Origin of the sequence: Calidithermus timidus DSM 17022 (genome assembly GCF_000373205.1) — a bacterium.
GTDB classification, from domain to species: Bacteria; Deinococcota; Deinococci; order Deinococcales; family Thermaceae; genus Calidithermus; species Calidithermus timidus.
Genome location: NZ_KB890696.1, coordinates 88,573 through 112,733, shown reverse-complemented (window position 1 = coordinate 112,733; position 24,161 = coordinate 88,573). Strand labels below are relative to the sequence as shown.

General features: G+C 64.1%; 24 protein-coding genes. 12 read left to right on the top strand and 12 right to left on the bottom strand.

Translation table 11 applies throughout. The features are described 5' to 3' along the window. Positions 1–35 precede the first annotated feature (35 nt). The 6 genes from rpsO to B047_RS0107030 all read right to left on the bottom strand — a co-directional run bounded on the left by rpsO (position 36) and on the right by B047_RS0107030 (position 4,370). A complete protein-coding gene (gene rpsO / locus B047_RS0107055) occupies positions 36–305 on the bottom strand; it encodes a 30S ribosomal protein S15 (protein WP_018466253.1) in 270 nt (89 codons plus the stop codon). A gap of 137 nt (positions 306–442) precedes the next feature. Beyond that, complete coding sequence (locus tag B047_RS0107050; protein WP_018466252.1) at positions 443–823, bottom strand: MerC domain-containing protein; 381 nt, start codon at positions 821–823, stop codon at positions 443–445. A 14-nt stretch (positions 824–837) separates the two neighbouring features. After that, positions 838–2,001: an MFS transporter gene (locus B047_RS0107045; protein WP_018466251.1), complete on the bottom strand. Its 1,164-nt coding sequence runs from the start codon at positions 1,999–2,001 to the stop codon at positions 838–840. 37 nt (positions 2,002–2,038) lie between these two features. Further along, entirely contained in the window at positions 2,039–3,721 is a 1,683-nt protein-coding gene (locus B047_RS0107040; RefSeq protein ID WP_018466250.1) for a cbb3-type cytochrome c oxidase subunit I, read from the bottom strand. Positions 3,722–3,764: 43 nt separating this feature from the next. Beyond that, positions 3,765–4,250, bottom strand: a complete 486-nt coding sequence (locus tag B047_RS0107035) for a cytochrome c oxidase subunit II (protein ID WP_018466249.1) — start codon at positions 4,248–4,250, stop codon at positions 3,765–3,767. 3 nt (positions 4,251–4,253) lie between these two features. After that, entirely contained in the window at positions 4,254–4,370 is a 117-nt protein-coding gene (locus B047_RS0107030) for a cytochrome c oxidase subunit 2A (protein ID WP_018466248.1), read from the bottom strand. A gap of 172 nt (positions 4,371–4,542) precedes the next feature. Here B047_RS0107030 and tkt point away from each other — a divergent pair, with 172 nt between their 5' ends. From tkt to B047_RS0106985, 9 genes are all read left to right on the top strand, one after another. After that, positions 4,543–6,540, top strand: coding sequence for a transketolase (gene tkt / locus B047_RS0107025; protein ID WP_018466247.1), 1,998 nt, complete (start codon positions 4,543–4,545; stop codon positions 6,538–6,540). 46 nt (positions 6,541–6,586) lie between these two features. Continuing rightward, the gene (locus B047_RS17890) at positions 6,587–6,760 is read left to right on the top strand and encodes a hypothetical protein (protein WP_018466246.1); all 174 of its coding nucleotides are present in this window, start codon (positions 6,587–6,589) and stop codon (positions 6,758–6,760) included. Between the two features lie 10 nt (positions 6,761–6,770). Then, complete coding sequence (locus tag B047_RS18135; protein ID WP_018466245.1) at positions 6,771–7,673, top strand: hypothetical protein; 903 nt, start codon at positions 6,771–6,773, stop codon at positions 7,671–7,673. An 86-nt stretch (positions 7,674–7,759) separates the two neighbouring features. Further along, positions 7,760–8,314, top strand: a complete 555-nt coding sequence (gene efp, locus B047_RS0107010) for an elongation factor P (RefSeq protein WP_018466244.1) — start codon at positions 7,760–7,762, stop codon at positions 8,312–8,314. Between the two features lie 132 nt (positions 8,315–8,446). Further along, positions 8,447–8,965 (top strand): acetyl-CoA carboxylase biotin carboxyl carrier protein, encoded by a 519-nt coding sequence (accB, locus tag B047_RS0107005; RefSeq protein ID WP_018466243.1) that lies wholly within the window; start codon positions 8,447–8,449, stop codon positions 8,963–8,965. Positions 8,966–9,008: 43 nt separating this feature from the next. After that, positions 9,009–10,355, top strand: a complete 1,347-nt coding sequence (accC, locus tag B047_RS0107000; RefSeq protein ID WP_018466242.1) for an acetyl-CoA carboxylase biotin carboxylase subunit — start codon at positions 9,009–9,011, stop codon at positions 10,353–10,355. Continuing rightward, positions 10,352–10,915 carry an NUDIX domain-containing protein gene (locus tag B047_RS0106995; protein ID WP_018466241.1) on the top strand — a complete coding sequence of 188 codons (564 nt, stop codon included), beginning with the start codon at positions 10,352–10,354 and terminating at the stop codon, positions 10,913–10,915. Before accC ends, B047_RS0106995 begins: the two co-directional genes overlap by 4 nt. A 52-nt stretch (positions 10,916–10,967) precedes the next feature. Then, complete coding sequence (locus tag B047_RS0106990) at positions 10,968–11,594, top strand: zinc metalloprotease (protein WP_018466240.1); 627 nt, start codon at positions 10,968–10,970, stop codon at positions 11,592–11,594. Positions 11,595–11,596: 2 nt separating this feature from the next. Next, on the top strand, positions 11,597–12,235 hold the full coding sequence (locus tag B047_RS0106985) for a site-2 protease family protein (RefSeq protein WP_018466239.1): 639 nt from the start codon (positions 11,597–11,599) through the stop codon (positions 12,233–12,235). A gap of 16 nt (positions 12,236–12,251) precedes the next feature. Here B047_RS0106985 and B047_RS0106980 read toward each other — a convergent pair whose 3' ends face one another. The 6 genes from B047_RS0106980 to ileS form a co-directional block, all read right to left on the bottom strand. Next, on the bottom strand, positions 12,252–13,064 hold the full coding sequence (locus B047_RS0106980; protein WP_018466238.1) for a deoxyribonuclease IV: 813 nt from the start codon (positions 13,062–13,064) through the stop codon (positions 12,252–12,254). Beyond that, positions 13,061–13,564: a septal ring lytic transglycosylase RlpA family protein gene (locus B047_RS0106975; RefSeq protein WP_018466237.1), complete on the bottom strand. Its 504-nt coding sequence runs from the start codon at positions 13,562–13,564 to the stop codon at positions 13,061–13,063. The genes B047_RS0106980 and B047_RS0106975 overlap by 4 nt, the downstream gene beginning before the upstream one ends. Next, positions 13,561–14,604: a M24 family metallopeptidase gene (locus tag B047_RS0106970; protein ID WP_018466236.1), complete on the bottom strand. Its 1,044-nt coding sequence runs from the start codon at positions 14,602–14,604 to the stop codon at positions 13,561–13,563. Before B047_RS0106970 ends, B047_RS0106975 begins: the two co-directional genes overlap by 4 nt. 71 nt (positions 14,605–14,675) lie before the next feature. Beyond that, positions 14,676–15,848: a sensor domain-containing diguanylate cyclase gene (locus B047_RS16455; protein ID WP_169336593.1), complete on the bottom strand. Its 1,173-nt coding sequence runs from the start codon at positions 15,846–15,848 to the stop codon at positions 14,676–14,678. Further along, a complete protein-coding gene (locus B047_RS0106960; protein ID WP_275052864.1) occupies positions 15,836–16,600 on the bottom strand; it encodes a PAS domain S-box protein in 765 nt (254 codons plus the stop codon). The genes B047_RS16455 and B047_RS0106960 overlap by 13 nt, the downstream gene beginning before the upstream one ends. 519 nt (positions 16,601–17,119) lie before the next feature. Further along, positions 17,120–20,395 (bottom strand): isoleucine--tRNA ligase, encoded by a 3,276-nt coding sequence (ileS, locus tag B047_RS0106955; protein ID WP_018466233.1) that lies wholly within the window; start codon positions 20,393–20,395, stop codon positions 17,120–17,122. Positions 20,396–20,938: 543 nt separating this feature from the next. On the opposite strand from ileS, the gene fsa reads away from it, so the two are divergent. Genes fsa through B047_RS0106940 form a run of 3 tightly spaced genes read left to right on the top strand, consistent with a single transcriptional unit; the run spans position 20,939 to position 24,114 of the window. Further along, positions 20,939–21,583 (top strand): fructose-6-phosphate aldolase, encoded by a 645-nt coding sequence (gene fsa, locus B047_RS0106950; RefSeq protein ID WP_018466232.1) that lies wholly within the window; start codon positions 20,939–20,941, stop codon positions 21,581–21,583. Next, on the top strand, positions 21,583–22,863 hold the full coding sequence (rho, locus tag B047_RS0106945) for a transcription termination factor Rho (protein ID WP_018466231.1): 1,281 nt from the start codon (positions 21,583–21,585) through the stop codon (positions 22,861–22,863). The genes fsa and rho overlap by 1 nt, the downstream gene beginning before the upstream one ends. Before the next feature lie 30 nt (positions 22,864–22,893). Beyond that, positions 22,894–24,114: a peptidoglycan DD-metalloendopeptidase family protein gene (locus B047_RS0106940; RefSeq protein ID WP_018466230.1), complete on the top strand. Its 1,221-nt coding sequence runs from the start codon at positions 22,894–22,896 to the stop codon at positions 24,112–24,114. Positions 24,115–24,161 lie beyond the last annotated feature (47 nt).

The window sequence follows — 24,161 nt, the reverse complement described above, 5'->3', positions numbered from 1 at the left end:
CAAGCGAAACCGGGCCGCGCAGCCCGAATCTGAAGTTACTTGCGCAGGCCAAGCTTTTCGATGAGCGCCTTGTAGGCATCCTTGTTCGATTGCTCGAGGTACTTCAGCAGGCGGCGACGCTTGCCCACGAGCACCAGCAGCCCCCGGTGGGAGTGGTGGTCGTGGCGGTTCTTGGTCAGGTGCTCCGAGAGGCGGTTGATGCGCTCGGTGAGCAGGGCCACCTGCACTTCGGTGGAGCCGGTGTCGCCGGCGCTCCTGGCGTGGGCGGCGATGATGCTGGACTTGACTTCCTTTGTAAGAGCCATGCTTTCCTCCGTCAGGCAGGGAGACGCTCGTGTGACGGGGCCTCTCCCCCCTCGCAGGCCGGGTGAGCCCGGCCAAACCTTTGTGAGTGTAGCGGCTAGCGCCTGCTGAGTCAATATATAGGGCTGGAGGCGTGCGCTCAGCGTTTGCAGTGATCCGCGCGGCACAGGCGGAAATTACGCAAGTGGGCACCGATGAGCGTGAGGCTTCCGGCCATGGTGAGCCAGGTTTCTAGCGGCGACTCCTCGAAGCCGCGGGCCGCGACCAAAAAGGCCATGCCCAGCGCCCCAAAGGCGATCACCCCCCGGTCCTTGTGCTCGCGGCACCCCAGCCACAGCCCCAGCCCGCTGACCGGGATGGTTAGCCACAGCAGCAGGCTGTGTATGGACTCGCTGCCCAGCACACCCTGGGCTAGCAGGGGAAACAACGCCAGCAACACCGGTGTCAGCAGGCAGTGGGCAAAGCACAGCCCACCCAGCCCCATAGCCAAGTGATCCCAACTCAGACGCTGGCGCAGCATAGACTCGAGTCAGTCTAAGACACAGCCGCGGGCAATTTGTGCTTTGCCGAACCTTGCAGGAAAAGCAGCAGTGCGAAAGCCGCCGTGCTGCTGCTGAAGAAGAAGGCGACAGAGGCTCCGAAGTTCTCCCACAGCAGGCCAAACAGCAAGCTAGCAGGGAAGAGCAGCAGGCCCACCAGGGTGTGGTAGAGGCCGATGGCGCTGGCCTTCTCGGTGGATGGGATCAAAGTCGCCAAGTAGGCGCGGCTGCTGCCCTCGAAGGCGGCGCTGTACAGCGCGTACAGGCCAAAGAGGGCGATCCCATGCCAGGCTTGGCTCGAGAGCCCGAAGCCCAGGTACACCAGCGCGTACACCGCGAAGCCCGCTGCCACCATCCGCCGCAGCCCGAAGCGGTCGGCCAGCAGGCCCAGCGGGTAGGAGCCCAGGGCGTAGAGCAGGTTGTAGCCGGTATAGGCCAGCGTAGCTTGGGCGTCGCTCAGACCCAAGTCGGTGAGGCGGAGGATCAGGAAGGCGTTGGAGGAGAGCCCCAGGGTGAACACCCCCGTCACCAGCAGGAAGCGGCGGTACTGGGGGGAGAAGCTCGAGAAGCGCAGAGGGGACAGGGGCTTGGCGATCCCCCGCTGCTCCCTGAGCGCGAATACGATGACCAGCACCGCCAGCGCAGCCGGGATGGCCGAAAGCCAGAACACCCCGCGAAAGCCTACCAGCGGCAGCAGCGCGAAGGCCAGGAGGGGGCCGATGGTGGCCCCCACCGAGTCCATCGCCCGGTGCAGGCCATAGGCCCGCCCGTACTGCTCCTTAGGGGTGACCTCGGCCAGCAGGGCGTCTCGAGGTGCCGTGCGCAGCCCCTTGCCCACCCGGTCCAAGAAGCGGTAGGCCAGCACGTGCCAGGGTGCCGTCGCCAGGGCCAGAATGGGGCGCAACAGGGCCGGGGAACCGTAGCCCACCAGCAGCAGCGGCTTGCGGGCGGCGATGCGGTCGGAGATGCGGCCCCCGGCCACCTTGAATAGGCTCGAGGTGGCCTCGGCCACCCCCTCCACTAGCCCCACCACCTCCTTGCCCAGCCCCAGGCTGCCGGTCATGAACAGCGGCAACAGCGGGTAGACCATCTCCGAGGCGATGTCCATGAGCAAGCTGACCCAACCCAGTGCGTAGATGGCTCGAGGTAGGCGGGGCATGGAGAGATTCTATCCCGCACCGCTGGCTATGGCTTCCTCACCACAGCCGCATGCCGGGGACCGGGTTCATGTGCGTGAACATCTGGAACAGTACCGGCCCATAAGCCACCAGGATCAGCACCACCGCCACGCCAAACCAGAACCCCACCCGGTCGGTCATCAGGGCCAGGCTGCTGCCTTCGGGCTTGGAAATTACTTCAGCAAAGGGAATTTCCTGGTACTCGGAGAAGTCGCGCCGCGCTTGCAGGGCGGTGGCGAAGATCACGTAGAAGAACATCACCGCGGCCACGAACAGGATGATCCCCGAGACGATGTTAATGGTCATCCAGGCTGCCGATTCCCGGTACGCCTCCATGGCGGCGGGGCTCTCGGCGATGTGAGCGCGGCGGGGGATGCCCCACAGGAAGCCCATCCAGTGAAGGGCAAAGGTCATGAGGAACATGCCGATGAACCACAGCCACATCGAGGCCCAGGCCAGGCCCGGCCTGAGCAGGGGTTTGCCGGTGAGGTGGGGGATCAGCCAGAAGGCAGTACCCATGACGGCCATGGTGACCAGCGTGGCGACTTGCAGGTGGAAGTGGCCGGGGATCCAGGTGGTGTTGTGCACGGCCTGGTTGAGGGTGAAGCTGGCGTTGACGATGCCGCCGGCCCCGCCGGGGATGAAGGCGAGGAGGCCCAGCAACAGCGCCAGCACGCTGGGGTTATCCCAGGGCAGCGCCCGGATCCAACCCAGCAGGCCCTTGCCGCCCCTGGCCCGCCCGGCGTTCTCGAGGCTGGCCGCCAGGGTGAAGGCGGTCATCAGGCTGGGCACGGCGACCATCATGGTCAGCACGGTGTGGACGAACTTCCAGCCCGGTGCGATGCCGGGGTCGGCGAACTGGTGATGGAAGCCCACGGGGATCGAGAAGAGCAAAAACAGCAGGAAGGCCAGGCGGGCCAGCGGGTCGGAGATCAGCTTGCCCCCGGCCAGCTTGGGCAAGATGGTATAGGCCACCACGTAGGCCGGCAGCAGCCAGAAGTACACGATGGGGTGCCCGGTGTACCAGAACAGCGTGCGCATGAGCAGAGGATCCACGCCTTCAATCCAGCCGAAGGACCAGGGGATGAGGAAGAAGGCCACCTCGACCACCAGGCCCAGTGAGGCTAAGAACCACATCAGCCAGTGGATCAGGCTCAGGTAAGTCACCAGTGGGGTGATCTTGCCGGGATTCTCCCGCTTGAAGCGCAGCCACATCTGCAGCACGATGTACGCGCTGACCCAACTCGAGAGCACGAAGATCGCCGCTCCGACGTAGAAGGCCCAGTGGGCCTTGAGCGGGGCATAGAAGGTGTAGAGCACCGATGCCGCGTTGAGCAGCAGCGGGATCGCGGCGATCAGGAGCCCCACCAGAGCCATCCACCACGACACCCAGGCCAGGGTCATGTTGGGCCTGTAGCCGAGCTCTCTGGCTGGGAAATAGACCAGCAGGGCCTGGGCCATGAGCTGGGTGAAGACGATGGCATTGAGGACCCCATGCAGGCTCAGCCCCTGGTAATACGACTGGATGAGGGGCTTGAGGTAGGGGTAGAGGTCGAGGCCGCCATAGTTCAACGATTGCAGTGGGCCGAAGAAAGTGCCCAACATCAGGGCCATAAAGCCCAGCATGAGCATGTACAGCGTCAGCTTCTTTTCGGGATGGCCCGCATAGGCATCCACTTTGGAGAAGGTAATTACGGCCATTGATTCTCCTTGTGTTGGGTTGGGGGTCTGGGATTAGGGTGCCTTATTCCTCCACCACGATCTTGCTGATCATGCTCGCGTGACCCAGGCCGCAGTACTCGTTGCAGATGATCCGGTACTCGCCGGCTTTTCTGAAGGTATGGCTTACCCTGGCCACCTCGCCGGGAATGACCTGCACGTTGATGTTGGTGCGCTCGATCATGAAGCCGTGCTGCACGTCGGGACTGGTGACATAGAAGGTCACTTTGTGGCCCTTTTTGACCCGCATTTCAGCAGGCAGGTAGCCGAAAGCGAAGGCCTGGACGTAGGCGACGTACTCGTTGCCGACCTGCTCGAGGCGTGGATTGGCGAACTCGCCCTCGCTGCGTACCTTGGTCGGATCGATGCGCTGGGTGCCCACCGGGATACTGCCGCCGAAGTTGGCCATGGTATAGGCGATGAGCACCACGAAAACCACGATCATCCCGATTCCGAACGCCAGCCAGCCGCGCTCGAAGCGCTCGATTACCGCGTGTTCCTCGTGATTCATGCCCTAGCTCCTCCCCAGGAAAGTGAAGAAGTAGAACAGCCAGAAGGTGAGAATAAAGACGGTTACCACCGCCACCACCAAGACTGCCCCCCAGGGCCGGTGATCTTTTGGCTTCTCCATGAGCCCTCCTCGGTTGCAGAGTCTATAGGAGTTGGTAAGTACAGGTGTCCCGGGGAGTGGTACTGCCGTAGAGCAAGCCAGGCTACGGCTATGGCTTTTCCTGCCTGGGCGCTCGAGCCTAAATTTTGTGCGAGTGACGAAATGAATGGAGGGGTGGGGTAATATGGCGCTTATGGTAGAGTCCGCCAGAGTTCAGACCCTCTCGATCAATGCCGTCCGCATGCTGGCCCTCGATGCCGTAGAGCAGGCCAAGAGCGGGCACCCTGGGATGCCCATGGGCATGGCCCCGGCGGCTTACGTGCTGTGGACCGAATTCCTCAAGCACAACCCGCGCGATCCCCGCTGGTTCGACCGCGACCGCTTTGTACTCTCGGCGGGCCACGGCAGCATGCTGATCTACGCGCTGCTGCACCTCAGCGGCTACGACCTGCCGCTGGAGGAGCTCAAGCGCTTCCGCCAGTGGGGCTCACGCACCCCCGGCCACCCCGAGTACGGTCACACCGTGGGTGTCGAGACCACCACCGGCCCGCTGGGGCAGGGGATCAGCACCGCGGTGGGGATGGCCCTGGCCGAGCGCAGGCTGGCGGCAGAGTTCAACCGCGAGGGCCACACCATCGTCGACCACTACACCTACGTGCTGGCCTCCGACGGCGACCTGATGGAGGGGGTCTCGAGCGAGGCCAGCTCGCTGGCTGGGCACCTCAAGCTGGGCAAGCTGATCGTCCTTTACGACGACAACAACATCTCCATCGACGGATCCACCGATCTGGCCTTCACCGAGGACGTGTTGGGGCGTTACAGGGCCTACGGCTGGCATACGGTGGGCGGAGTCCACGGCGAGGACCTCGAGGCCATCCGCCGGGCCATCCGGGAAGCCCAGGCCGACCCCCGCCCCAGCATCATCTCCATCAAGAGCATCATCGGCTTCGGCTCGCCCCTGGCTGGGCACCACAAGGCCCACTCCGACGCGATGGGGCCCGAGAAAGTGGCGGCCACCCGCGAGGCGTTGGGATGGCCGTACGCCCCGTTTGAAATCCCGCAGGAGGTCTACGACGACTACCGTCGGACTCTTTCCAAGGGCGAAGCCGCCCAGGCCGAGTGGAACCGCCGCCTGGAAGCCTACCGCCACGCTTTCCCCGAGCTGGCCGCCGAGTTCCACCGCCGCATGGCCGGCGAGCTGCCCAACGGTTTTGCCAGCAGCGAGGCTGGCTGGGAGCAGGCCCTGCCCAGCTTCGAGCCGGGCTCCAAGCTCGCTACCCGCGCCGCCAGCGGCAAGGTGCTCGATGCCCTGGCGGCGCGCATGCCCGAGCTCCTGGGGGGTAGCGCCGACCTCACCCCCTCCAACAACACCAAGGCGGTGGGCATGGAGGACTTTTCTGCTTCCAACCCCACCGGTCGCTACATCCGCTACGGGGTGCGCGAGCACGGTATGGGGGCCATTCTGAATGGGATTAACCTGCACGGCGGCCACCGGGCCTACGGCGGCACCTTCCTGGTGTTCTCCGACTACATGCGCCCGGCCGTCCGCATAGCCGCGCTCATGGGGGTTCCCACCATCTTCGTCTACACCCACGACTCCATCGCGTTGGGCGAGGACGGTCCCACCCACCAGCCCGTCGAGCACCTCATGAGCTTGCGGGCCATCCCCAACCTCTGGGTCATTCGCCCGGCGGACGCCGACGAGACCGCGATGGCTTGGAGGATGGCCCTCGAGCGCAAGAGCGGCCCCACCGCCTTGGCCCTCACCCGCCAGGCCGTTCCGGTCCTCGATCGCGGCAAGCTGGCCCCTGCTGAAGAGGCACTAAAAGGCGGATACGTCCTCTCGGAGGTGGAGAATCCTCAGGCGGTCATCGTCGCCACCGGGAGCGAAGTTGGCCTGGCCCTCGAGGCTCAGGCCGCACTGGCCAAAGAGGGCTTGCGGGTACGGGTGGTGAGCCTGCCCTGCTGGGAGGCCTTTGAGGCCCAGGGCGCTGAGTATCGCGACGCCGTGCTGCCCCCTCATCTCCCCACGGTCTCGGTGGAAGCCGGGACCACCCTGGGTTGGGAGCGCTACGCCGACAGGTGCATCGGCCTCGATCGTTTTGGGGCCAGCGCTCCCTACGCCGTGGTCTACAAGGAGCTCGGCTTCACCCCTGAGCGCGTCGTGGAAGCGGTGAAGTCGCTGCTTTGAGGCATTGCCTTTGGCGCCTCGCGTTTGTACGCGATAATGCTTTGCTATGGAAGAGGTTTTGGGAAATCCGCGTCCGCTGCTGTTTACCCTGGCCCTGGGGGCGGCCTTGGTCGGTGGCTTGGTGATGGCTTTTTCTGCCCAGAAGGCCGCTCCCCGCTGGCTGGCTTATATTTTTTGGCTCGCCGCTACCTTGCTGATCGCCCTCGGGTTGACGCGGTAAGATTGAGGGCATGCCCAAACACATCGTCAGCGTCTCGATTGGCTCTTCCAAGCGCAACTCCAAGGCCGAGGTCAACATCGAAGGCCTCCCCGATACTTTTGTGCTCGAGCGCATCGGCACCGATGGGAGCTGGGAGAAGGCCATTGAGCTGGTCAAGGAGCTCGACGGCAAGGTCGATGCCTTTGGCCTGGGCGGGGCCGACCTGTACGTGTGGGCCGGGAAGCGCCGCTACACCTTCCGCGACTCGGCCCGCATGGCTGCCGCCGCAAAGAGAAGCCCCATGGTCGATGGCTCGGGGCTCAAGCACACCCTCGAGCGCAACGCCGTGCGCTTGCTGGAGCCGCAAATTCACTGGAAGGGCAAGAAGGTGCTCATCCCCAGTGCCCTCGACCGCTTCGGTCTGGCCGAGGCCATGAACGAAGCCGGAGCCGAGGTGATCCACGGGGACTTCATCTATGGGCTGGGGTTACCCCTTCCCATCCGGCAGCTCCCGGTGCTGCGCCTGTGGGCCTACATCCTCATGCCTATCATCACCCAGCTGCCCTTCCAGTGGCTCTACCCCACGGGCGAGAAGCAGGAAAAGCAGGTGCTCGACTGGCGGCAGAAGTATTTTCGCTGGGCCGATGTGATCGCGGGGGACTGGCACTTCATGCGCCGTTACATGCCCCCGGACATGCAGGGCAAGGTCATCCTCACCAACACCACCACCGAAGAAGACCTCGAGTTCATGCGCGCCAGGGGTGTCAAGACCCTCATCACCACCACCCCGCGCATCGCGGGCCGCAGCTTTGGCACCAACGTGATGGAAGCCTTCATCGTGGCCCTGGCCGGGAAATACCCGCTGAGCGAGCAGGAGTACCTCGAGTACATCGAAAAGCTCGGCCTCAAGCCGCAGATCACCGAGCTTTTGTAGGGGTGCGCGCTGCGAAATTGAGCAAAGCGCCCGCGCCATGTACAATCACGCTTTGGAAAGGCCCGGCAGGGCCAGAGGAGCTTTGCATGATCAGCGTGACCGACTTGCGCAACGGCACAAAAGTCAAGATGGACGGCGGCCTGTGGATGTGTGTGGACTACCAGCACCAGAAGATCGGGCGCGGTGGGGCCAAGGTGGTCGCCAAGTTCAAGAACCTCGAGACCGGCGTCACCGTGGAGCGCTCCTTCAACTCAGGGGAGAAGCTCGAGGACATCTACGTCGAGACCAAGGACCTACAGTACCTCTACGCCGAAGGTGACGAGCTGGTGCTGATGGACCTCGAGACCTACGAGCAATTTCACGTACCCAAGGACATCACCGAGGCGGCCAAGTTCCTCAAGGAGGGCATGACCGTGCAGGGCTCGATGTACAACGGGCGCCCGCTCGACATCACCCCGCCCTTCACGGTCGAGCTCAAGATCGTCGATACGCCGCCCGGTGTGCGCGGTGACACCGTTTCGGGGGGCACCAAGCCGGCGACGCTCGAGACCGGCGCGGTGGTGCAGGTTCCCCTGTTCGTGGAAGTGGGCGAGGTTATCAAGGTCGATACCCGCACGGGCAGCTACATCAGCCGGGCTTGAAGCGCTTTGATCGTCGGGGGCGGCGTGGAGGTTGCCCCCGGCTTGTTGCCGGATGCTGGCGCCACCGAAGCTCGAGCGACCTAGGCGGGTTACATGGGTATACTTGGGGCGTTCGGATCGCCTGAGGTGAATATGAACGCGAAGGAACTGAAGCTCATCCTGCAAGCCTTGGTTGAAAACGAGGTTTCCGAACTCAGCCTCGAGACCCCTGACTACAAACTCACCGTCAAACGTGGGGGCACGGCCCCCGCTGTGACCTATGTGACACCTGCTTCGGCACCCGCCCCGGTTATTCCGGCCCCGGTTCCTACCCCGGTGCCCATCCCGCCCTCGCCCGCGCCGGAGCCAGCCCCTGCCAACCCGGCTCCAGCTCCCACTCCTGAACCAAAGCCTGAAGAGCCTGCCGTCAGGGGAGTGGAGGTCAAGGCCCCCATCGTGGGCACCTTCTACCGAGCCCCCTCTCCCGACGCCGAGCCCTTTGTCAAGGAGGGCGATGTGGTGAAGAAGGGCCAGGTGCTGTGCATCATCGAGGCCATGAAGTTGATGAACGAGATCGAATCCGACGTCTCCGGGATCGTGCGCAAAATCCTGGTGAGCAACGGTGAACCGGTCGAGTACGGGCAAGCCCTCTTCATCATCGAACCTGCTTGAGCGCTCTTCTGGTTGTGAGCCATGAGCATGCCTGGAGAGTGTCATGTTTAACAAGATCCTCATCGCCAACCGGGGGGAAATCGCCCTGCGGGTGCTGCGCGCGGCTCGCGAGATGGGCATCAAGGTGGTGGTGGCCCATTCCGAGGCCGATACCCAGTCCCTGCCTGTCCTGCTGGCCGACGAGGCCATCTGCATCGGGGCGCCACCCTCGACCCAGAGCTACCTCAACATCCCCAACCTGCTCTCGGCGGCCATCATCAGCGGGGCCGACGCCATCCACCCCGGCTACGGCTTCCTGGCCGAGAACCCTCAGTTCGCCGAGATGTGCCGGGAGTACGGCATCGTCTTCATCGGCCCGACGCCCGAGAACATGTACAGCCTGGGCTCCAAGGCCGGCGGGCGCGAGATCGCGGCGAAGTCCAACGTGCCCACCGTTCCGGGGACGGGCGTGCTCGAGAGCGTCGAGGAGGCCATCGCCGCCGCCGAGCAGATCGGCTACCCGGTGCTGCTCAAAGCCAGCGCGGGCGGGGGCGGACGCGGTCAGAAGGTCGTGCGCTCCTCCGACGAGATGAAGACCGCCTTCGTGCAGGCCCAGCAGGAGGCCCAGAACTACTTTGGCGACCCCGCGCTGATCCTCGAGAAATTCATCGAGCTCTTCCGCCACGTCGAGGTGCAGGTGATGGGTGACGGTAAGGGTCACGTCATCCACATCGGCGAGCGCGACTGCTCGATCCAGCGGCGCAACCAAAAGCTCATCGAGGAAGCTCCCAGCCGCCTGCCCGAGGAGCTGCGCCAGGAAATCCTGGCCGCGGGGGTCCGCTTAGCCAAGTACGTCAATTACCAGGGGGCGGGAACCTTAGAGTTCATCGTCGATCCCGAGGGCAATTACTACTTCATGGAGATGAACACCCGCATCCAGGTCGAGCACTGCGTCTCTGAGATGATCTCGGGCCTGGACTTTGTGAAGATGCAGATCCGCATCGCTGCGGGCGAGCCTCTCGACCTCCAGCAGGAGGACGTCGAGCTCAAGGGTCACGCCATCGAGTGCCGCATCAACGCCGAGGACTACGAAAAAGACTTCCGCCCCAGCATCGGCAAGGTCGAGACCCTGCACTTCCCCGGCGGCCCCGGCGTGCGCATCGACTCGCACCTCTACGCCGGTTACAGCATCCCGCCCCACTACGACTCGCTCGTCGCCAAGCTCATCGTCCACGCCCCTACCCGCGAGGAGGCCATCGACCGCATGAAGCGGGCCTTGGGTGAGACCGTCATCGAAGGGCCGGGCGTCAAGACCACCGTGCCCTTCCACCTCAAGGTCATGGACAATGCCTTCTACCGCCGGGGGGCCATCTTCACCAACTTCGTCACCACGCGGATGAACGACCGATGACCGACCCCGAAGACTCCCCCTGGCGAACCCTCTCCTCCGAGCTGGTCTACGACAACCGCTGGATCTCCGTCACCCACCGCGAGGTGATCAACCCCAGCGGCAACCCCGGCGTCTACGGGGTGGTGCACTTCAAGAACCGAGCCATCGGGGTGCTGCCCCTCGACGAGGAGGGCAACACCTATCTGGTGGGCCAGTACCGCTACACCCTGGGCCGCTACTCCTGGGAAATCCCCGAAGGCGGCGGCCCCTTCGACGAAGAACCCCTCGAGGCCGCCAAGCGCGAATTGCTCGAGGAGACCGGCCTACGCGCCGATCGCTGGGAACTGCTGCTGACGCTGCACCTCTCCAACTCCGTCACCGATGAAATCGGGATGGTGTACCTGGCGCGGGGGCTGCAGCAGGGCGAAGCCAGCCCGGAAGAGACCGAGCAACTGCGCGTGCGCAAGGTGCCGCTGGAGGAGGTTTATCGCCGGGTGTTGGAGGGTGAGATCACCGACTCGCTCACCATAGCGGCGGTGTTGCGGGCGAAGTTGCTGCTGCTAGAGCAGGGCCGGTGGTGAAGCCGGTTCGAAGATGCAATCGGCTTGGCATTTACCCGTAAACTGGTGAGCGATGTTCTTCTTCTCGCTGCTCGCAACCGACCCCCTTGCCTATTTGGTGGCTTTTGCCGCCGCCGCTTTTGGCCTGGTAATGCACAACCTCTTCCAGGCCTGGCTGGCCGACCGCTACAAGGATACCTCTCCCCGCCGATTCGGCTTTCTCAGCGTGGAGCCCAGGGTTCACCTTGACCTCATCGGCCTGATCTTCCTGGCCCTCATCGGCTTTGGCTTTCCTCGCCCGGTACCCTACCGGCTCTTTGGCCGCAAGGATGCCCAGGTGGCGCTGATGGGACCGCTGGGCTTTTTCGTCGCCGCACTGCTGTTCGGCCTGCTGGCCCGCTTGCTGTCCAGGGTGGGCGACAGCGCGCTCGGTATCGCGGGTGGGTTGGGCGTAGCTTCGGACCTGATGCTGATTCACGCGGCCATCTACCTCTTTCCCGTGCCCCCGCTCGACGGGGCCAAGGTGGTCTATGCCCTGGGCGGCAGTGAGGCCCGCCGCTTTATGGATCAGCTAGCCAGCTATGGTCCTATCGGATTTTTCGTGATCTTCCTGGTCCTCAACTTCACCGGCGTCACTACGGCGGTCCGGCTGGTGCTGGGCAGCTTCCTCAACGGCCTGTTCCGCTTGATTGGTCTGTAATCATGTTGATCGAGCTCTTGCGCGATGAACCGCTTACCTTTTTCTTGGTGGTGGGCATCTTGCTGTTCTCCTTGACCCTTCACGAGCTGGGACACGCGCTGAGCGCCTCCTGGTCGGGCGACCAGACTGCCCGCCTGATGGGGCGCCTCAGCCTCAACCCCTTCCGACACCTCGACCCCTGGGGAACCTTGCTGCTGCTCTTCGCCGGCTTTGGCTGGGCCAAGCCGGTGCCCATCGACCCGCGCAATTTCCGGCACTACCGGCTCGGCCTCTTCGCGGTCTCCGTCGCCGGCATCGTGGTCAATGTGCTCATCGCCCTGGCGTGCGTACTGCTGCTGAGGAGCCTCGACGCGCTGGGTATGGCCACGCCCGACGGTACCCTCACCAAGGCTTTGCTATACGCTGCGGCCATCAATATCACCCTGGCGGTGTTCAACCTGCTGCCGGTGCCTCCCCTCGACGGCTCCAAGATCGTGCAGAGCGCACTCCCGCTGCGCTGGCACCCCTTCATCTGGCGCCTCGAGGCCAACCCCAACTACGCCATCATCGCGTTGCTGTTGTTCCTCACCGTGTTGCGCGGACCGGTGGTGCAGCTCATTCGCTTGGTGCAGAACGAGTTTTTCAAGTTTACCTTGGGGTGAAGGAAGCTCTGTAGCTTCACCCCCTCAGCCACTCCCGCAACACCCGCAGGTTGTGCGCGTCCTCCTGCAGGCTTCTGGGGGTCTCGAGGATCACCACTTTCCCGCTTAGGCGGCTGTCGGTGACGAACTCGGCCAGCGCCGGGCCGATGTAGCCCTCGAGCAGGTTGGCATGGAGGTCTTTATGGCTGGCGAACGCGTGCTGCGAGTCGTTGAGGTGGATCACCGGCACGCGCCCCAGGCCGATTATCTCCTCCAGCACGCTCAGCACGCCGGCGGGGTCTTCGTGGATGCGGTATCCGGCGGCAAAGGCGTGGCAGGTGTCGAAGCACACCCCAAGCGGTGTGCCCTCGATGAGCCGGGCCAGATCGTACAGGTCGGAACCCAGCTCCCTGCCCCCTCCCGCGCTGTTCTCCAGCAGCAGTTTGGGGCCGTTCTTCCCTAAAGCCGCCAGCTCGCGGGCCTTCAGCGCGCCTTCCCGCACCCGCTCGGCGTCGCCCGAACCCGGATGCACCACCACGTGCCCCACGCCCAGGGCCTGGGCTTTCATCAGGTCGTCGGCCAGGCTGAACACGCTCTTCTCCCACAGCACGCCCGAAGCCCCCAGATTGACCAGGTACGAGGCGTGGATCACCGCCGGGATGGCCCCTAGGTTTTCGCGCCTGGCCCGGAAGCGCTCGATCTGAGCGGGAGAGAGGGGGCGGGTCTTCCAGGCCCGGGGGCTCTTGGCGAAGATCTGGAAAGCGCTCAGGCCCAGTAGCTCGGCTTCCCGCACCGCACCCGCCACACCCTCCTTGCTCGCGATCGAAAGGTGCAGGCCGTGGCGGATCATCTGAGGACTTCCAGACGCACTGTGGCCGTTCCCGACATGCCGATGGCCTGGGCGGCGGCATAGGAGAGGTCGATCACGTAGCCCCGGATGTAGGGCCCCCGGTCGTTGACCCGCACGATCACCCTGCGCCCGTTGCGCAGGTTGGTCACCCGCACCCGCGTGCCAAAGGGCAGCGTGGGGTGTGCGGCGGTGAGGTCGTAGGTGTTGAAGCGTTCGCCGCTGGCGGTGCGCCTGCCTTGGAAGCGAGGACCGTACCAGGCTGCCTTGCCCTGCTGTAAAAAGCGCCATTCGACGCCAGGGGCGCGGGGACTACGGGAGACCAGGAGCACCTGCCCCACCTTGATTACGTCGCTCCTCAGGCCGTTGAGCGCCTTGAGCGCCTCGACGGTTGTGCCGTGCCTTCGGGCGATGGAGTAGAGGGTATCCCCCTTCTGCACGCGATATTCCTGAGCCAGAGAGAGGCTCAGGCTCAGGAATACCAGCAAGCTCAGCAGCTTCATAGGGGGCTAAACCCCTTGGGGCTGCGCGAGAGCACCTCGCAGCCGAGTTCGGTCACCAGCACCAGGTCCTCGATGCGGCAACCCCCCACGCCGGGGATGTACACCCCTGGCTCAATCGTCAGCACCATGCCGGCCTCGAGCACATCGTCGGAGAGCTTGCTCAGGCGAGGCCCTTCGTGGATGGCCAAGCCCACCCCGTGGCCCAGGCCGTGGGCGAAGTACTCGCCATAACCCCGCTCGCTCAGCACCTGCCGGGCGATGGCGTCGAGTTCCTTGCCCGTCTTGCCAGGACGCACGGCCTCGAGCGCGGCCTGCTGGGCCTCGAGGACCGCGTCGTAGATCTCCCGCAGCTCGCACGAGACTTCTCCCAGGGCTACCGTGCGGGTCATGTCGGAGTGGTAGCCCTCTACCACTGCGCCGAAATCCAGCGTGACCAGCTCGCCCGGCAGCAGCTTCTTTGAGCTGGCAACCCCGTGGGGCATGGCGCTGCGCTCGCCTGAGGCTACGATGATCTCGAAGGCCACGCCCTCCGAGCCGCGCTTGCGCAGGAAGAACTCGAGCTCCAGCGCGATGTCGAGCTCGCTAACGCCGGGCTTGAGGAAGGGCAGGATGTGCTCGTAGCCCTCATCGGCTAGCTTGGCGGCGGCGCGGATGCGCTCGAGTTCCTCGGGGGCCTTCCGTAGGCGCAGCCTTTCCACCAGGTCGTGGGTGGGGACCCACTCCGCTGAAACCTGTTCCCTTAGCGCTTCCAAGCGCCCGAAGGCCAGATGGTTGGCCTCGAAGCCCACCCGTCCTTGCAACAGTTCAGCCGCCACCTCGGTGCTGTGCTCGCGCGGCACGATACGGTGGGGGATGCGCGATTCCTGCTGAGCTTGCACCGTATAGCGGGGGTCGGTGACCAGGGTCGCTCCCTCGCGCCAGACCGCTACCCAGCCATCCTTCGGACTGGTAAAACCCGATAAATATCGGACGTTCTCCGGCTGGGTGATCAGCAAAGCGTCCAGACCGGCGTCCTCGAGCATGCTGCTTAGGGGATGCATCGGACGAGAGTCTAGCACATATAAGCAGGGAAAACGATCACAATCGAGGAATATAGTGAAAATAATCACAGCTATTCTTCACCCTCGTTGGGGCGAATCCAGTGGGCCTTGTGGGCGGCTTTCTCTTTGTACATCCGCTCATCGGCCAGGCGCACGAGGCTTTGAGCACTATCGGCTTCTTGAGGGAAGGAGGCCAGCCCTGCGCTCACGCCGGCTTCGGGGAAACCGCTCCTCCTAAGTTCCGCGATAGCCCGTGCTACCCTATTGCGAATAGCAGCGAACATGCTCTTGCTGGAAGGGGTGTGCTCGAGGATGGCCGCGTATTCGTCGCCGCCCAGGCGGTAAAGGCGATTTTCACGGCGCAGGTTGGCGTGCAGAGCATGCGCGAAGCCCTGCAGCAACGCGTCGCCGCGCTCGTGGCCATGGGTGTCGTTGACCTGCTTGAGCCCATCGAGGTCGAGCATGAGTACACTCACCGGGTAGCCGTGACGCCGGGCGCTGTTGAGCGAGGCCTCGAGGTCGCGCTCGAAGGCCCGCCGATTGCCCAGTCCGGTGAGGGGATCGGTGAAGGCGGCAGCTTCCATGGCCCGCAGGTAATCGCGGTGTTCCTGAGCAGCGCGTACGCTGCGGGCTGCGGCCTCGAAGAGGCTGCGGTCCTTGTGGGTCCAGGGGCGATCGGAAGCGAACTTGGCCGCAAAGATGGCCGTGCCCCGTTCGCCCAGCGTCAGGGGGATAATCGCTACCGACTGGACGCCCACCTCGAGCAGGGCTTTCATGGCCTGAGGGTGATTGGGATAGTCGTCGATGTAGACCGGGCTTCCCGCTTCGATGGCCTTCCACACCGGGCTGGACTCCTTGTGCGTGTCGGAGGTGGGGATCGACATGGGGCTGTCCCACACCTTGCGCAGTCTCACCGAGTTGCCCCGCACTACCGCCAGGCCTATCCAGTCTACGTCAGCTACGTTGGCGATGGTACGGATGACCTCTGCGGCTGCCTCCTCGACCTCGAGCGCCCTCTCGGTCAGGCGTGAGATCTGCAGCAGCACTTCGGAGTACTGCGCCGCTTCGCGCAACTGCCTCGCCCGCGTGACCCGCTGGGCTGAGATCGAAAGGGCGTCGGCGGTGACCTCGAGCAGTCCCTGCTCCTCCAGGCGCCACGGACGAGGGGTTTGCAGGCGGAAGGCCCCCAGCAGCCCGAATTCCTGCTCGGGGGTGCCGAAGGGAATCCAGGCTACCGAGGCCACGCCGCTTTGCAAGGCGGCCGGGCCGGATGGGTGATGAGCAGGCTACGGTAGTCGTCCACGAAGCGAGGTTGGGAATGGGCGAGTTCGGAGGGGAGGGAGTCATCCAGGCCCAGCGTCAGGGGCTGCTCGGTGAGGAAGCGTAGGAGCTGCGGGGCCTGACCGTCGAAGGCGATAGGTTGAAAGCCTTCCTTAACGCTTCCCAGCAGCACCGCCATCCAGTCGGCTCCCACCAGAGGCCGCAGGCGGCGTATTACTTCCCCGGCCAGCGGCTGTAAGTCCTCGTAGCGCTCGAGCGCCCCCGTGAGCGCCGCCAGGTACGCGCTCTCCCGCAGGCTGGCCTCGAGGGTGGTGCGCTGGGCGGCCAGTCGCTCGGTTTCTGCCTGCAGGGCCTGCACCTGCTGCTGGGCCTGGTGCAGGGCCGTGCGGTCGCGTAAGCAGGCGAGGTAGAACGTGAGGCCATTCTTGCGGTAGGGGCGCAGGGAAAGCTCGAGCACAAGGGGGTGGCCATCCCTAGCACGCCCTTTTACCTGGTGAATGCTTCCTGTCAGCTCGGCCAGCTGCTGCGCAAGGAGGGGGACTGCCGTCAGTTTGCTCAGTGGTTGGTATAAGGCTTCTATTTGGTTGTAGCCAAACACATTCTCGGCCGCCGGGTTCCAGGCCAGCACCCGGCCTCGTTCATCCAGCATCGCCATTGGCTCAAGTACCCCTGCCAGTAGCTCAGCCTCGGGAAGCTTGGGATGAACATTCAACACGATATTCCTCCAAACTAGTCCAACTAAACAGAAGTTTAGTATAACTGCCCTCTGAAGATAATACTGGGATATAGCTATGATTAAGAGAAAATGCAACCTCTCCTAGAGGAGCAGGGAGGTTGCGTATAGTTAACTACCCCGACCAAACCCTAACGGGTTCTGGTCAGAGCTTGCAGTGAAGGGCCATCCGGCCCCCGGCGATGCCGGTACTCAAGGGACAGAACCATGCAGAACACAGTTCGCCTCCCCCACGTTCGGCGGGTTGACGGCTGCACAGCAGGATTTCTCCTGCTGCGAGATGGCCCTGCGTCAACGGCCAATAGCCGTTTGCTCCCTTTGGAGTGCCTTGCGGCCTCGGCAGAACCATGTCCGCAGTATACGAGAAAGGAGGTGAGCGGGTATCGCGCTCTAACGAGCGCTTGGGGCTATCCCTCCCCGACCAAACGGGAGGGATAGCCCCAGAGCCCGACCTGATGAAGATCCCGCTTTGGCCCGCTTATCTTGACCGAATATAAGCTCTTAAGCTTTGCTCAACCCGAAGCGCACCCGGCCCTCCTCGTCCTCGAGACCGGTCTCGAAGCCCGTGATGGGAGCCTCGCTCAAGCTCAGGGCCAGGGTCTCCTCTTGAAGGCGGCTACCGAAGTTGCGCAGTGCCTCGGCGTATTTGCCCTCGGCCTGGTAGCTGAGGTGGATGCGGTCGGAGACCTGCAATCCCATGTCTTTGCGGGCCTGCTGCACCAGCCGGATGAGCTCGCGTGCGAGCCCTTCGAGGAAGAGCTCGTCGTCCACGCGTACCTCCAGGGCCGCCACATAGCCCCGGTCTTCGAGCGCCTCGTAGCCGGCAGGGGAGAGGGCCTCGAGCAGCAGCTCGTCGGGGGAGAGGGCGATGGTTTCGCCCTCGACCTCCAGGTGCAGCGCCTGCTTGGCCTTGAGGGTCTGGGACACGTACTTCCCGTCCAGCTCTGCAAGCAGCTGCCGGATGGCGGGCACCCTCTTGCCGTACTTCCTGCCCAGCACCGGCAGGTTGGGCAGCACCCGGTAGGAGAGCACCTCCTCCTCCGGTCCCAGCACTCGCAGCTCCTTGACGTTGAGCTCGTCGGCGATCTCAGCGGCAAAGTGCTGCAGGCCCGCCCGCTCCTCGGCGGTGGGGGCCGTGACCAGCATCAGAGGCAGGGGGATGCGGGTCTTGACCCCGCTCCTGGCGCGGGCGGCGCGGGCCAGACGCACCACCTCGAGTACGGCGTGCATGGACTCGAGCAGGCTCTGGTCCATGGCCTGGGCCTGCGGCCACTGCGATAGGTGCACCGACTCGGGCGCGCTTTGGTCCACCGAGCGCACCAGGTTCTGCCACAGCGCCTCGGCCACGAAGGGGGTGAAGGGGGCGCAGAGCTGGCTCACCGCCACCAGGGCTTCCCACAGCGTGGCGTAGGCGGCTTCGCGGTCGGCGGGGTCGTCGTTCTTCCAGAAGCGGCGTCGGTTACGGCGCACGTACCAGTTGGAAAGCTCTTCCACGAACCTTTCCAGAGCCCGGGCTCCGCCGCGCGCGTCGTAGCGCTCGAGGGCCTCACTCACCTCCTGCACGAGTTCTTGGGTGCGGCTGTAGAGCCAGCGGTCGATCTCGGGCCGCGCTTCGACGGGGGGGCGCTCTTTGAGCTTGGGGCGGTCGAGGTTGGCGTAGAGCACGAAGAAGCTGTAGACGTTCCACAGCGTGCCCAAAAAGCCGCGCATGGCCTCGGCCACCAGTCGCTCGCTGAAGCGCTTGGTGTCGCCCGGCTCGCTGGCGGTGAACATGTACCAGCGCACCGCATCGGCCCCGTACTTGTCGAAGGCGGGCAGGGGCTCGACCACGTTGCCCTTGCTCTTCGACATCTTCTGGCCCTTTTCGTCGACCAGGTGTCCCAGGCAGATGACATTCTTGAAAGCGGGCCGGTCGTAGAGCAGCGTGGCGATGGCGTGCAGGGAGTAAAACCAGCCCCTCGTCTGGTCGATGGCCTCGCAGATGAAGTCGGCGTTGAAGTGCTGCTCGAACAGCTCGTAGTTGGCCTCGGTTCCGGGCAGCGGCCTGCCGTCTTCGCCGAGCATCAGGTGCCACTGGGCGTAGGGCATGGCCCCGGAGTCGAACCACACGTCGAGCACCTCCGGCACCCGGCGGAAGGTCTTGCCGTCCTTGACGAAGGTGACGTCGTCGACGTAGGGGCGGTGCAGGTCGAGCCCCGACAGGTCGCGCCCGGCCAGCTCGGAGAGCTCCCTGACGCTTCCCACGCAGATCTTCTCCGAGCCGTCCTCCGCCACCCAGAACGGCAGCGGCGTGCCCCAGTAGCGCTCGCGGCTGATGGCCCAGTCCACGTTGTCCTTCAGCCAGTTGCCAAAGCGCCCGTACTTGATGTGCTCGGGCACCCAGTTGATCTCCTCGTTGCGCGCGTAAAGCTGCTCGCGGAAGAGCGAGGTCTTGATGTACCAGGAGGGTTTGGCGAAGTAGAGGATGGGATCGCCGGTGCGGTCGTGGAAGGGATAGCGGTGACGGATGGTGCCCGCGTGGTAGAGCACTCCGCGCTCTTTCATGGAGCGGATGAGCCCCTTGTCGGCATCCTTGAAGAACTTGCCCTGCTCGCCGGTGACCCGCATCACGCCGTACTCGTCGGTGCCGAAGAGCAGCGGCGTGCCGTACTTGCGGGAGAGCTCGAGGTCCTCCGCGCCGTAGACCGGGGCCTCGTGGGCTACTCCTGAGCCGTCCTCGGCGCTGACGAAGTCGGCCAGGGCCACGAAGTGCATGACCGGCCTGCCGTCCTCCCGCCGCTCACCCTGCGCCTTCACCACGCCCAATTCGACGCAGACTTCGGGGAAGGGGGGGATGTACTCCCACCACTCCAGGTCGGTGCCCTTGAGCTGCGCGAGGACCTCGAGCTCCTCCTTGTGCAGCTCCTTCAGCCGCTCGACCGCCTCCACCGCGAAGATCAGGTGACCTGCCGAGGGCGAGCGCACCAGGGCGTAGTCCATCTGGGGGTTCACAGCCGCCATCGTGTTGGAGGGGAGGGTCCAGGGCGTGGTGGTCCAGACCAGGATGGCAAGGTCGCGCAGCTCCTCGAGCCGCACCCCCTGGGCCTCCAACGCTCGCCGTACGGCGTTTGGTGTGGTCTCGAGCTTGAGCGGGAAGCGCACGTAGACGCTGGGGTCGTCCACCTCGCGGTAGCCGTCGGCGATCTCGTTTTGCGAGAGGGTGGTGGAAATGCGCGGGGAAAGGGGTACTACCTTGTAGTCCTGGGTGATGAGGCCCTTGTCCCACAGCCGTTTCAAGAGGTTCCACACCGACTCGATGTACTCGTTGGTGTAGGTGATGTAGGCGCTATCCAGGTCCACCCAGAAGCCCAGCCGCTCGGTGAAGTAGTTCCAGTCTTGGATGTTCTCGAAGACGTACTTCTTGCACGTGGCGTTGAACTCGGCGATCTCCTCGCGCGAGAGCGCCTTGCGCCCCAGCACGCCCAGCCGCTTCTCCACCGCGATCTCGACGGGCAGGCCGTGGGTGTCCCAGCCGCCCTTGCGCGTGACGTGGAAGCCCTGCATGGTCTTGTAGCGGGGGAACAGGTCTTTGAAGCTGCGCGCGAGCACGTGGTGCATGGCCGGCTGCCCGTTGGCGGTGGGTGGTCCTTCATAGAAGACGAACTTACCCCTGGGCGCGGGCTTGCGGTCGGACTTCTCGAAGATCTCCTGCTTCTTCCAGAACTCCAGCACCTCGGCCTCGAGGCGGGGGAAGTCGGGCTCACCCACCTCTTTGAATAGCTTTTTTTCCTCTACCATCTGGTCTCCTTCTGGCTGTTCCAAAAGCAGCGTCCGCACCGGGCCGCTTAGAAACAGCTCAGGTGCGGACGAAAGTCGCCTATCTGGCTTCTCTCGCGGTACCACCGCACTTCCGGTGGAGGTCAAGGGTCGAGAGCCTTATAACTTTGGGCGCTAGACTCCAGACTCTGGACGCACCAACGGCACTCTTCTGCGCGATCTCGGGCGCACCCGCTGGGGTCTACTGGGATGGTTCAAGCCTGGATTAAGGCTTCGGGCCATCGGTTCTTCCCAGATTGAGCGGGGTGATCTTCGGCGCCAAAGTTGCCGTCAGGCTCGCACTACCCCCAACTCGCTGCGTGGGCATTGGCGCTTACTCGTCCCCGTCTTTTACTTTACAACCCGAGCAGCCTGACCTATACTCCTATGCGGCTGCCATAGGGTAAAACTTATGCTAGCTACCCCCAAACAGGATGTCAAACGCTAAACCTTGCATGGCTGTGTGCTGGGGGTTAGACTTGAACCTAAGCCCAAAGCGTTTACAACCTGAGGGAGGCCCCTTGTATGGAACTGTACCTGGATACTGCTGTGATCGAAGAAATCAAGGAAATTGCGTCCTGGGGGGTGCTGTCCGGGGTGACCACCAACCCTAGCCTCATCCTCAAGTCGGGCCGACCCTTCGAGCCAACCATCAAAGAGATCTGTGAAGTGGTGAAGGGGCCGGTTTCCGCCGAGGTCACCAGCCTGCTGCACACCGACATGATCGCCGAGGGCCGCCGCCTGGCCAAGATCGACGATCACGTCGTGGTCAAGCTACCCACCACCGTCGAAGGGCTCAAGGCCTGCAAGGTGCTCAGCTCCGAAGGCATCCGCATCAACATGACCCTCATCTTCTCTGCCAACCAGGCTCTGCTGGCGGCCAGGGCCGGGGCCTGGTGCGTCTCGCCCTTCCTGGGTCGCGTGGACGACATCTCCTGGGAGGGGATGGACTTGGTGCGTGAGATCGCCGAGCTCTTCGCCGTGCAGAACCTTCCCACCAAGGTGCTGGCCGCCTCCATCCGCCACCCCCGCCACGTCACCGACGCCGCGCTGGCCGGGGCCGACATCGCCACCATGCCGCTGAGCGTGTTCAAGATGCTCATCCAGCACCCCTTGACCGACATCGGTCTGAAGAAATTCATGGAAGACTGGGCTAAGGTGAATCAGTAATGAGAAAAAAGGGCACCGCCACCGAAACCCCGCTGGGTTTCCAGGAGTTGTCGGCCAAGATTTTGCCCGAGCTGCACCTCCTGGCAGCCAAGGCGGGGATTGAGGACTACAAGAAGATGCGCAAGGACGAGCTGGTGATGGCCCTGCTGGGCCAGGAAGCCAGCGAAGAGGGATTGAACCTGGCCAAGGGCTACCTCGAGATCAGCTCCGACGGCTACGGATTCCTGCAGGAAAACCTCTACGCCCTCGAGTCGCGCTCGGTCATCGTCAGCGCGGGCCTGATCAAGCAATACCAGCTTCGCACCGGGGACTACATCGTCGGCAAAGCCCGTCCGCCCCGCGAAAACGAGCGCTACGGCACCCTGATGAAGGTCGAGGCGGTCAACAACCTCGACCCTGAGGCTGCCGCCAAGCGCCCCAGGTTCGACGACCTCATCCCGCAGTTCCCCGACCGGCAGATCATCCTCGAGACCACCAGTGACGAGGCCTCCTGTCGGGTCATCGACCTGCTGGCCCCTATAGGCCGCGGCCAGCGCGGGCTGATCGTCGCCCCGCCCAAGGCCGGCAAGACCACCCTGCTCAAGAAGGTGGCTCGTGCCGTGCTGCACAATGAGCCCGACATCAAGGTGATCGTGCTGCTCATCGATGAGCGCCCCGAAGAGGTCACCGACTTCCGCGAATCGGTCGAGGGAGCCGAGGTCATCGCTTCCACCTTCGACGAACCCCCCCAGAACCACATTCGCGTGGCCGAGTTCGTACACGAGCGCAGCCGCCGCATCGTCGAAGAGGGTGGCCACGTGCTGATCCTCCTCGACTCCATCACCCGCTTGGCGCGGGCCAACAACCTGGTCACGCCGCCGACGGGCCGCACCCTCTCGGGCGGACTGGACTCGGCGGCCTTGCACTTCCCCAAGCGCTTTTTGGGCGCCGCCCGCAACATCCGGGGTGGGGGTTCGCTGACCATCTTGGCCACCGCCCTGGTCGAGACCGGCAGCCGCATGGACGACGTGATCTTCGAGGAGTTCAAGGGAACGGGCAACATGGAGCTGCACCTATCGCGCCGTTTGGAAGAGCGACGCATCTTCCCCGCGATCGACATCCTCAAGTCGGGCACCCGCCGCGAGGAGCTGCTGCTGGGCGAGGAGGTCATCCACAAGATGTGGCTGCTTCGCAAGGTATTGGCCGACATGGACCCCGCCGAAGCCATGGAAATGCTGTTGGCGAGGCTCTCCCGTACCAAAACCAACAAGGAGTTCCTTGCAACTTTGGCGGCTAAGTAGTTATAATCCCGCGGAGAGTTTTTGGCGGCGGTGTCCCCCGCCGAGGAGGAATCGCCTTTGGAAGCGTTGTTCAAAGCTGCCATCGCTGGCGCTGCCCTGCACTCGCCCCTAACGACGCTAGTCCAAACCAGCGGGACCGAGGTGGTATTGGAGTCTCCTGCCAACAAAGGCTGGGTGCTCTACACCGTGCAAAGCGGCGACACCTTGAGCGGCATCGCCAGCCGCTACCAGGTAGACCCCAAGGCCATCATGTGGTCGAGCGGGCTCGAGAGCATCGTCTTAAAGCCAGGTCAGGAGCTTCGTATTCCCCTCACCGGCGGCAAGCCCGACCGCGAGCCCAGGGTTCCTCCGGGGGTGCGGGAATACACCGTCCGCAGTGGCGATACCCTTCAGGGGATCGCCTCGCGCTTTGCTCTGAGCGAGTTGGACCTGATCACCGCCAACCCTTGGATTCCCAGCCTAGACCGGCTGGCCCAAGGGGCCACCCTTCATATCCCCTCCGGGCAAAAGGGCCTTCTGGTGCGCCTGAGCAAAGGCCAGACCCTGCTCGACCTCTCCAGCCGCTTTGGCATCTCGCTGCTCAAGCTGGCCAAGGTCAACGGCATCAGCGATCCTACCGAGGTGGCCGAGGGCGATCTGATCTTGATCCCCGGCATCACCGCCCGCACCACCTATGACAATCTCCTCGCCAAACGCGAAGCCGAACGCCAGGCCCGCCTGGAAGCTGAGCGCAAGGCCAGGGAAGAGGCTGCCCGCCGGGAGGCTGAGGCCAGGCGCCAGGCCCAACTCGCCGCCCAGCGCAAGGCTCAGACCCAGCTTCGGCGACAGGCTGCCGCACCGGCTACGGTGCGGCGCTCCAACTTCGTGAGCGAGGGCGGCTATACCTACCCGGTCAAGAGTTTCGTCATCACCACTTACTTCGGTCGCCGCGGAGCCTTCCAGCGCTACCACACCGGCGTGGACATGGCTGCTCCCTACGGTACCCCCATCTATGCCGCCCGCAGCGGGCAGGTGGAGGTGGCGGGCTGGAGTGCGTGGGGCTACGGCTACCATGTGATCATCGACCACGGCGACGGGGTGGAGACCCTCTACGGCCACATGTCGCGTTTCGTGGTGAGCGCGGGCGAGTGGGTCGAGCGTGGCCAGCTCATCGGTTACGTGGGCTCGACGGGCTGGTCCACCGGCCCTCACCTGCACTTCGAGGTGCGCGTCGGTGGCACGCCCCGCAACCCGCTGGCCTATCTGCCCTGATCCTTAGCCCATAGATTGGCCCAGGCCCATTGGTCTGGGTTTTTTTA

Coding starts and splice junctions, on each gene's coding strand:
- B047_RS17890 (WP_018466246.1), top strand. CDS start 6,587: ATGGAAGAGGTTTTGGGAAATCCGCGTCCGCTGCTGTTTACCCTGGCC.
- tkt (WP_018466247.1), top strand. CDS start 4,543: ATGGTAGAGTCCGCCAGAGTTCAGACCCTCTCGATCAATGCCGTCCGC.
- rho (WP_018466231.1), top strand. CDS start 21,583: ATGAGAAAAAAGGGCACCGCCACCGAAACCCCGCTGGGTTTCCAGGAG.
- B047_RS0107045 (WP_018466251.1), bottom strand. CDS start 2,001: ATGCCCCGCCTACCTCGAGCCATCTACGCACTGGGTTGGGTCAGCTTG.
- B047_RS0106995 (WP_018466241.1), top strand. CDS start 10,352: ATGACCGACCCCGAAGACTCCCCCTGGCGAACCCTCTCCTCCGAGCTG.
- ileS (WP_018466233.1), bottom strand. CDS start 20,395: ATGGTAGAGGAAAAAAAGCTATTCAAAGAGGTGGGTGAGCCCGACTTC.
- fsa (WP_018466232.1), top strand. CDS start 20,939: ATGGAACTGTACCTGGATACTGCTGTGATCGAAGAAATCAAGGAAATT.
- B047_RS0106970 (WP_018466236.1), bottom strand. CDS start 14,604: ATGCATCCCCTAAGCAGCATGCTCGAGGACGCCGGTCTGGACGCTTTG.
- rpsO (WP_018466253.1), bottom strand. CDS start 305: ATGGCTCTTACAAAGGAAGTCAAGTCCAGCATCATCGCCGCCCACGCC.
- B047_RS0106990 (WP_018466240.1), top strand. CDS start 10,968: ATGTTCTTCTTCTCGCTGCTCGCAACCGACCCCCTTGCCTATTTGGTG.
- B047_RS0106975 (WP_018466237.1), bottom strand. CDS start 13,564: ATGAAGCTGCTGAGCTTGCTGGTATTCCTGAGCCTGAGCCTCTCTCTG.
- B047_RS18135 (WP_018466245.1), top strand. CDS start 6,771: ATGCCCAAACACATCGTCAGCGTCTCGATTGGCTCTTCCAAGCGCAAC.
- efp (WP_018466244.1), top strand. CDS start 7,760: ATGATCAGCGTGACCGACTTGCGCAACGGCACAAAAGTCAAGATGGAC.
- B047_RS0107035 (WP_018466249.1), bottom strand. CDS start 4,250: ATGAATCACGAGGAACACGCGGTAATCGAGCGCTTCGAGCGCGGCTGG.
- accB (WP_018466243.1), top strand. CDS start 8,447: ATGAACGCGAAGGAACTGAAGCTCATCCTGCAAGCCTTGGTTGAAAAC.
- accC (WP_018466242.1), top strand. CDS start 9,009: ATGTTTAACAAGATCCTCATCGCCAACCGGGGGGAAATCGCCCTGCGG.
- B047_RS0107030 (WP_018466248.1), bottom strand. CDS start 4,370: ATGGAGAAGCCAAAAGATCACCGGCCCTGGGGGGCAGTCTTGGTGGTG.
- B047_RS0106980 (WP_018466238.1), bottom strand. CDS start 13,064: ATGATCCGCCACGGCCTGCACCTTTCGATCGCGAGCAAGGAGGGTGTG.
- B047_RS0107050 (WP_018466252.1), bottom strand. CDS start 823: ATGCTGCGCCAGCGTCTGAGTTGGGATCACTTGGCTATGGGGCTGGGT.
- B047_RS0107040 (WP_018466250.1), bottom strand. CDS start 3,721: ATGGCCGTAATTACCTTCTCCAAAGTGGATGCCTATGCGGGCCATCCC.
- B047_RS0106985 (WP_018466239.1), top strand. CDS start 11,597: ATGTTGATCGAGCTCTTGCGCGATGAACCGCTTACCTTTTTCTTGGTG.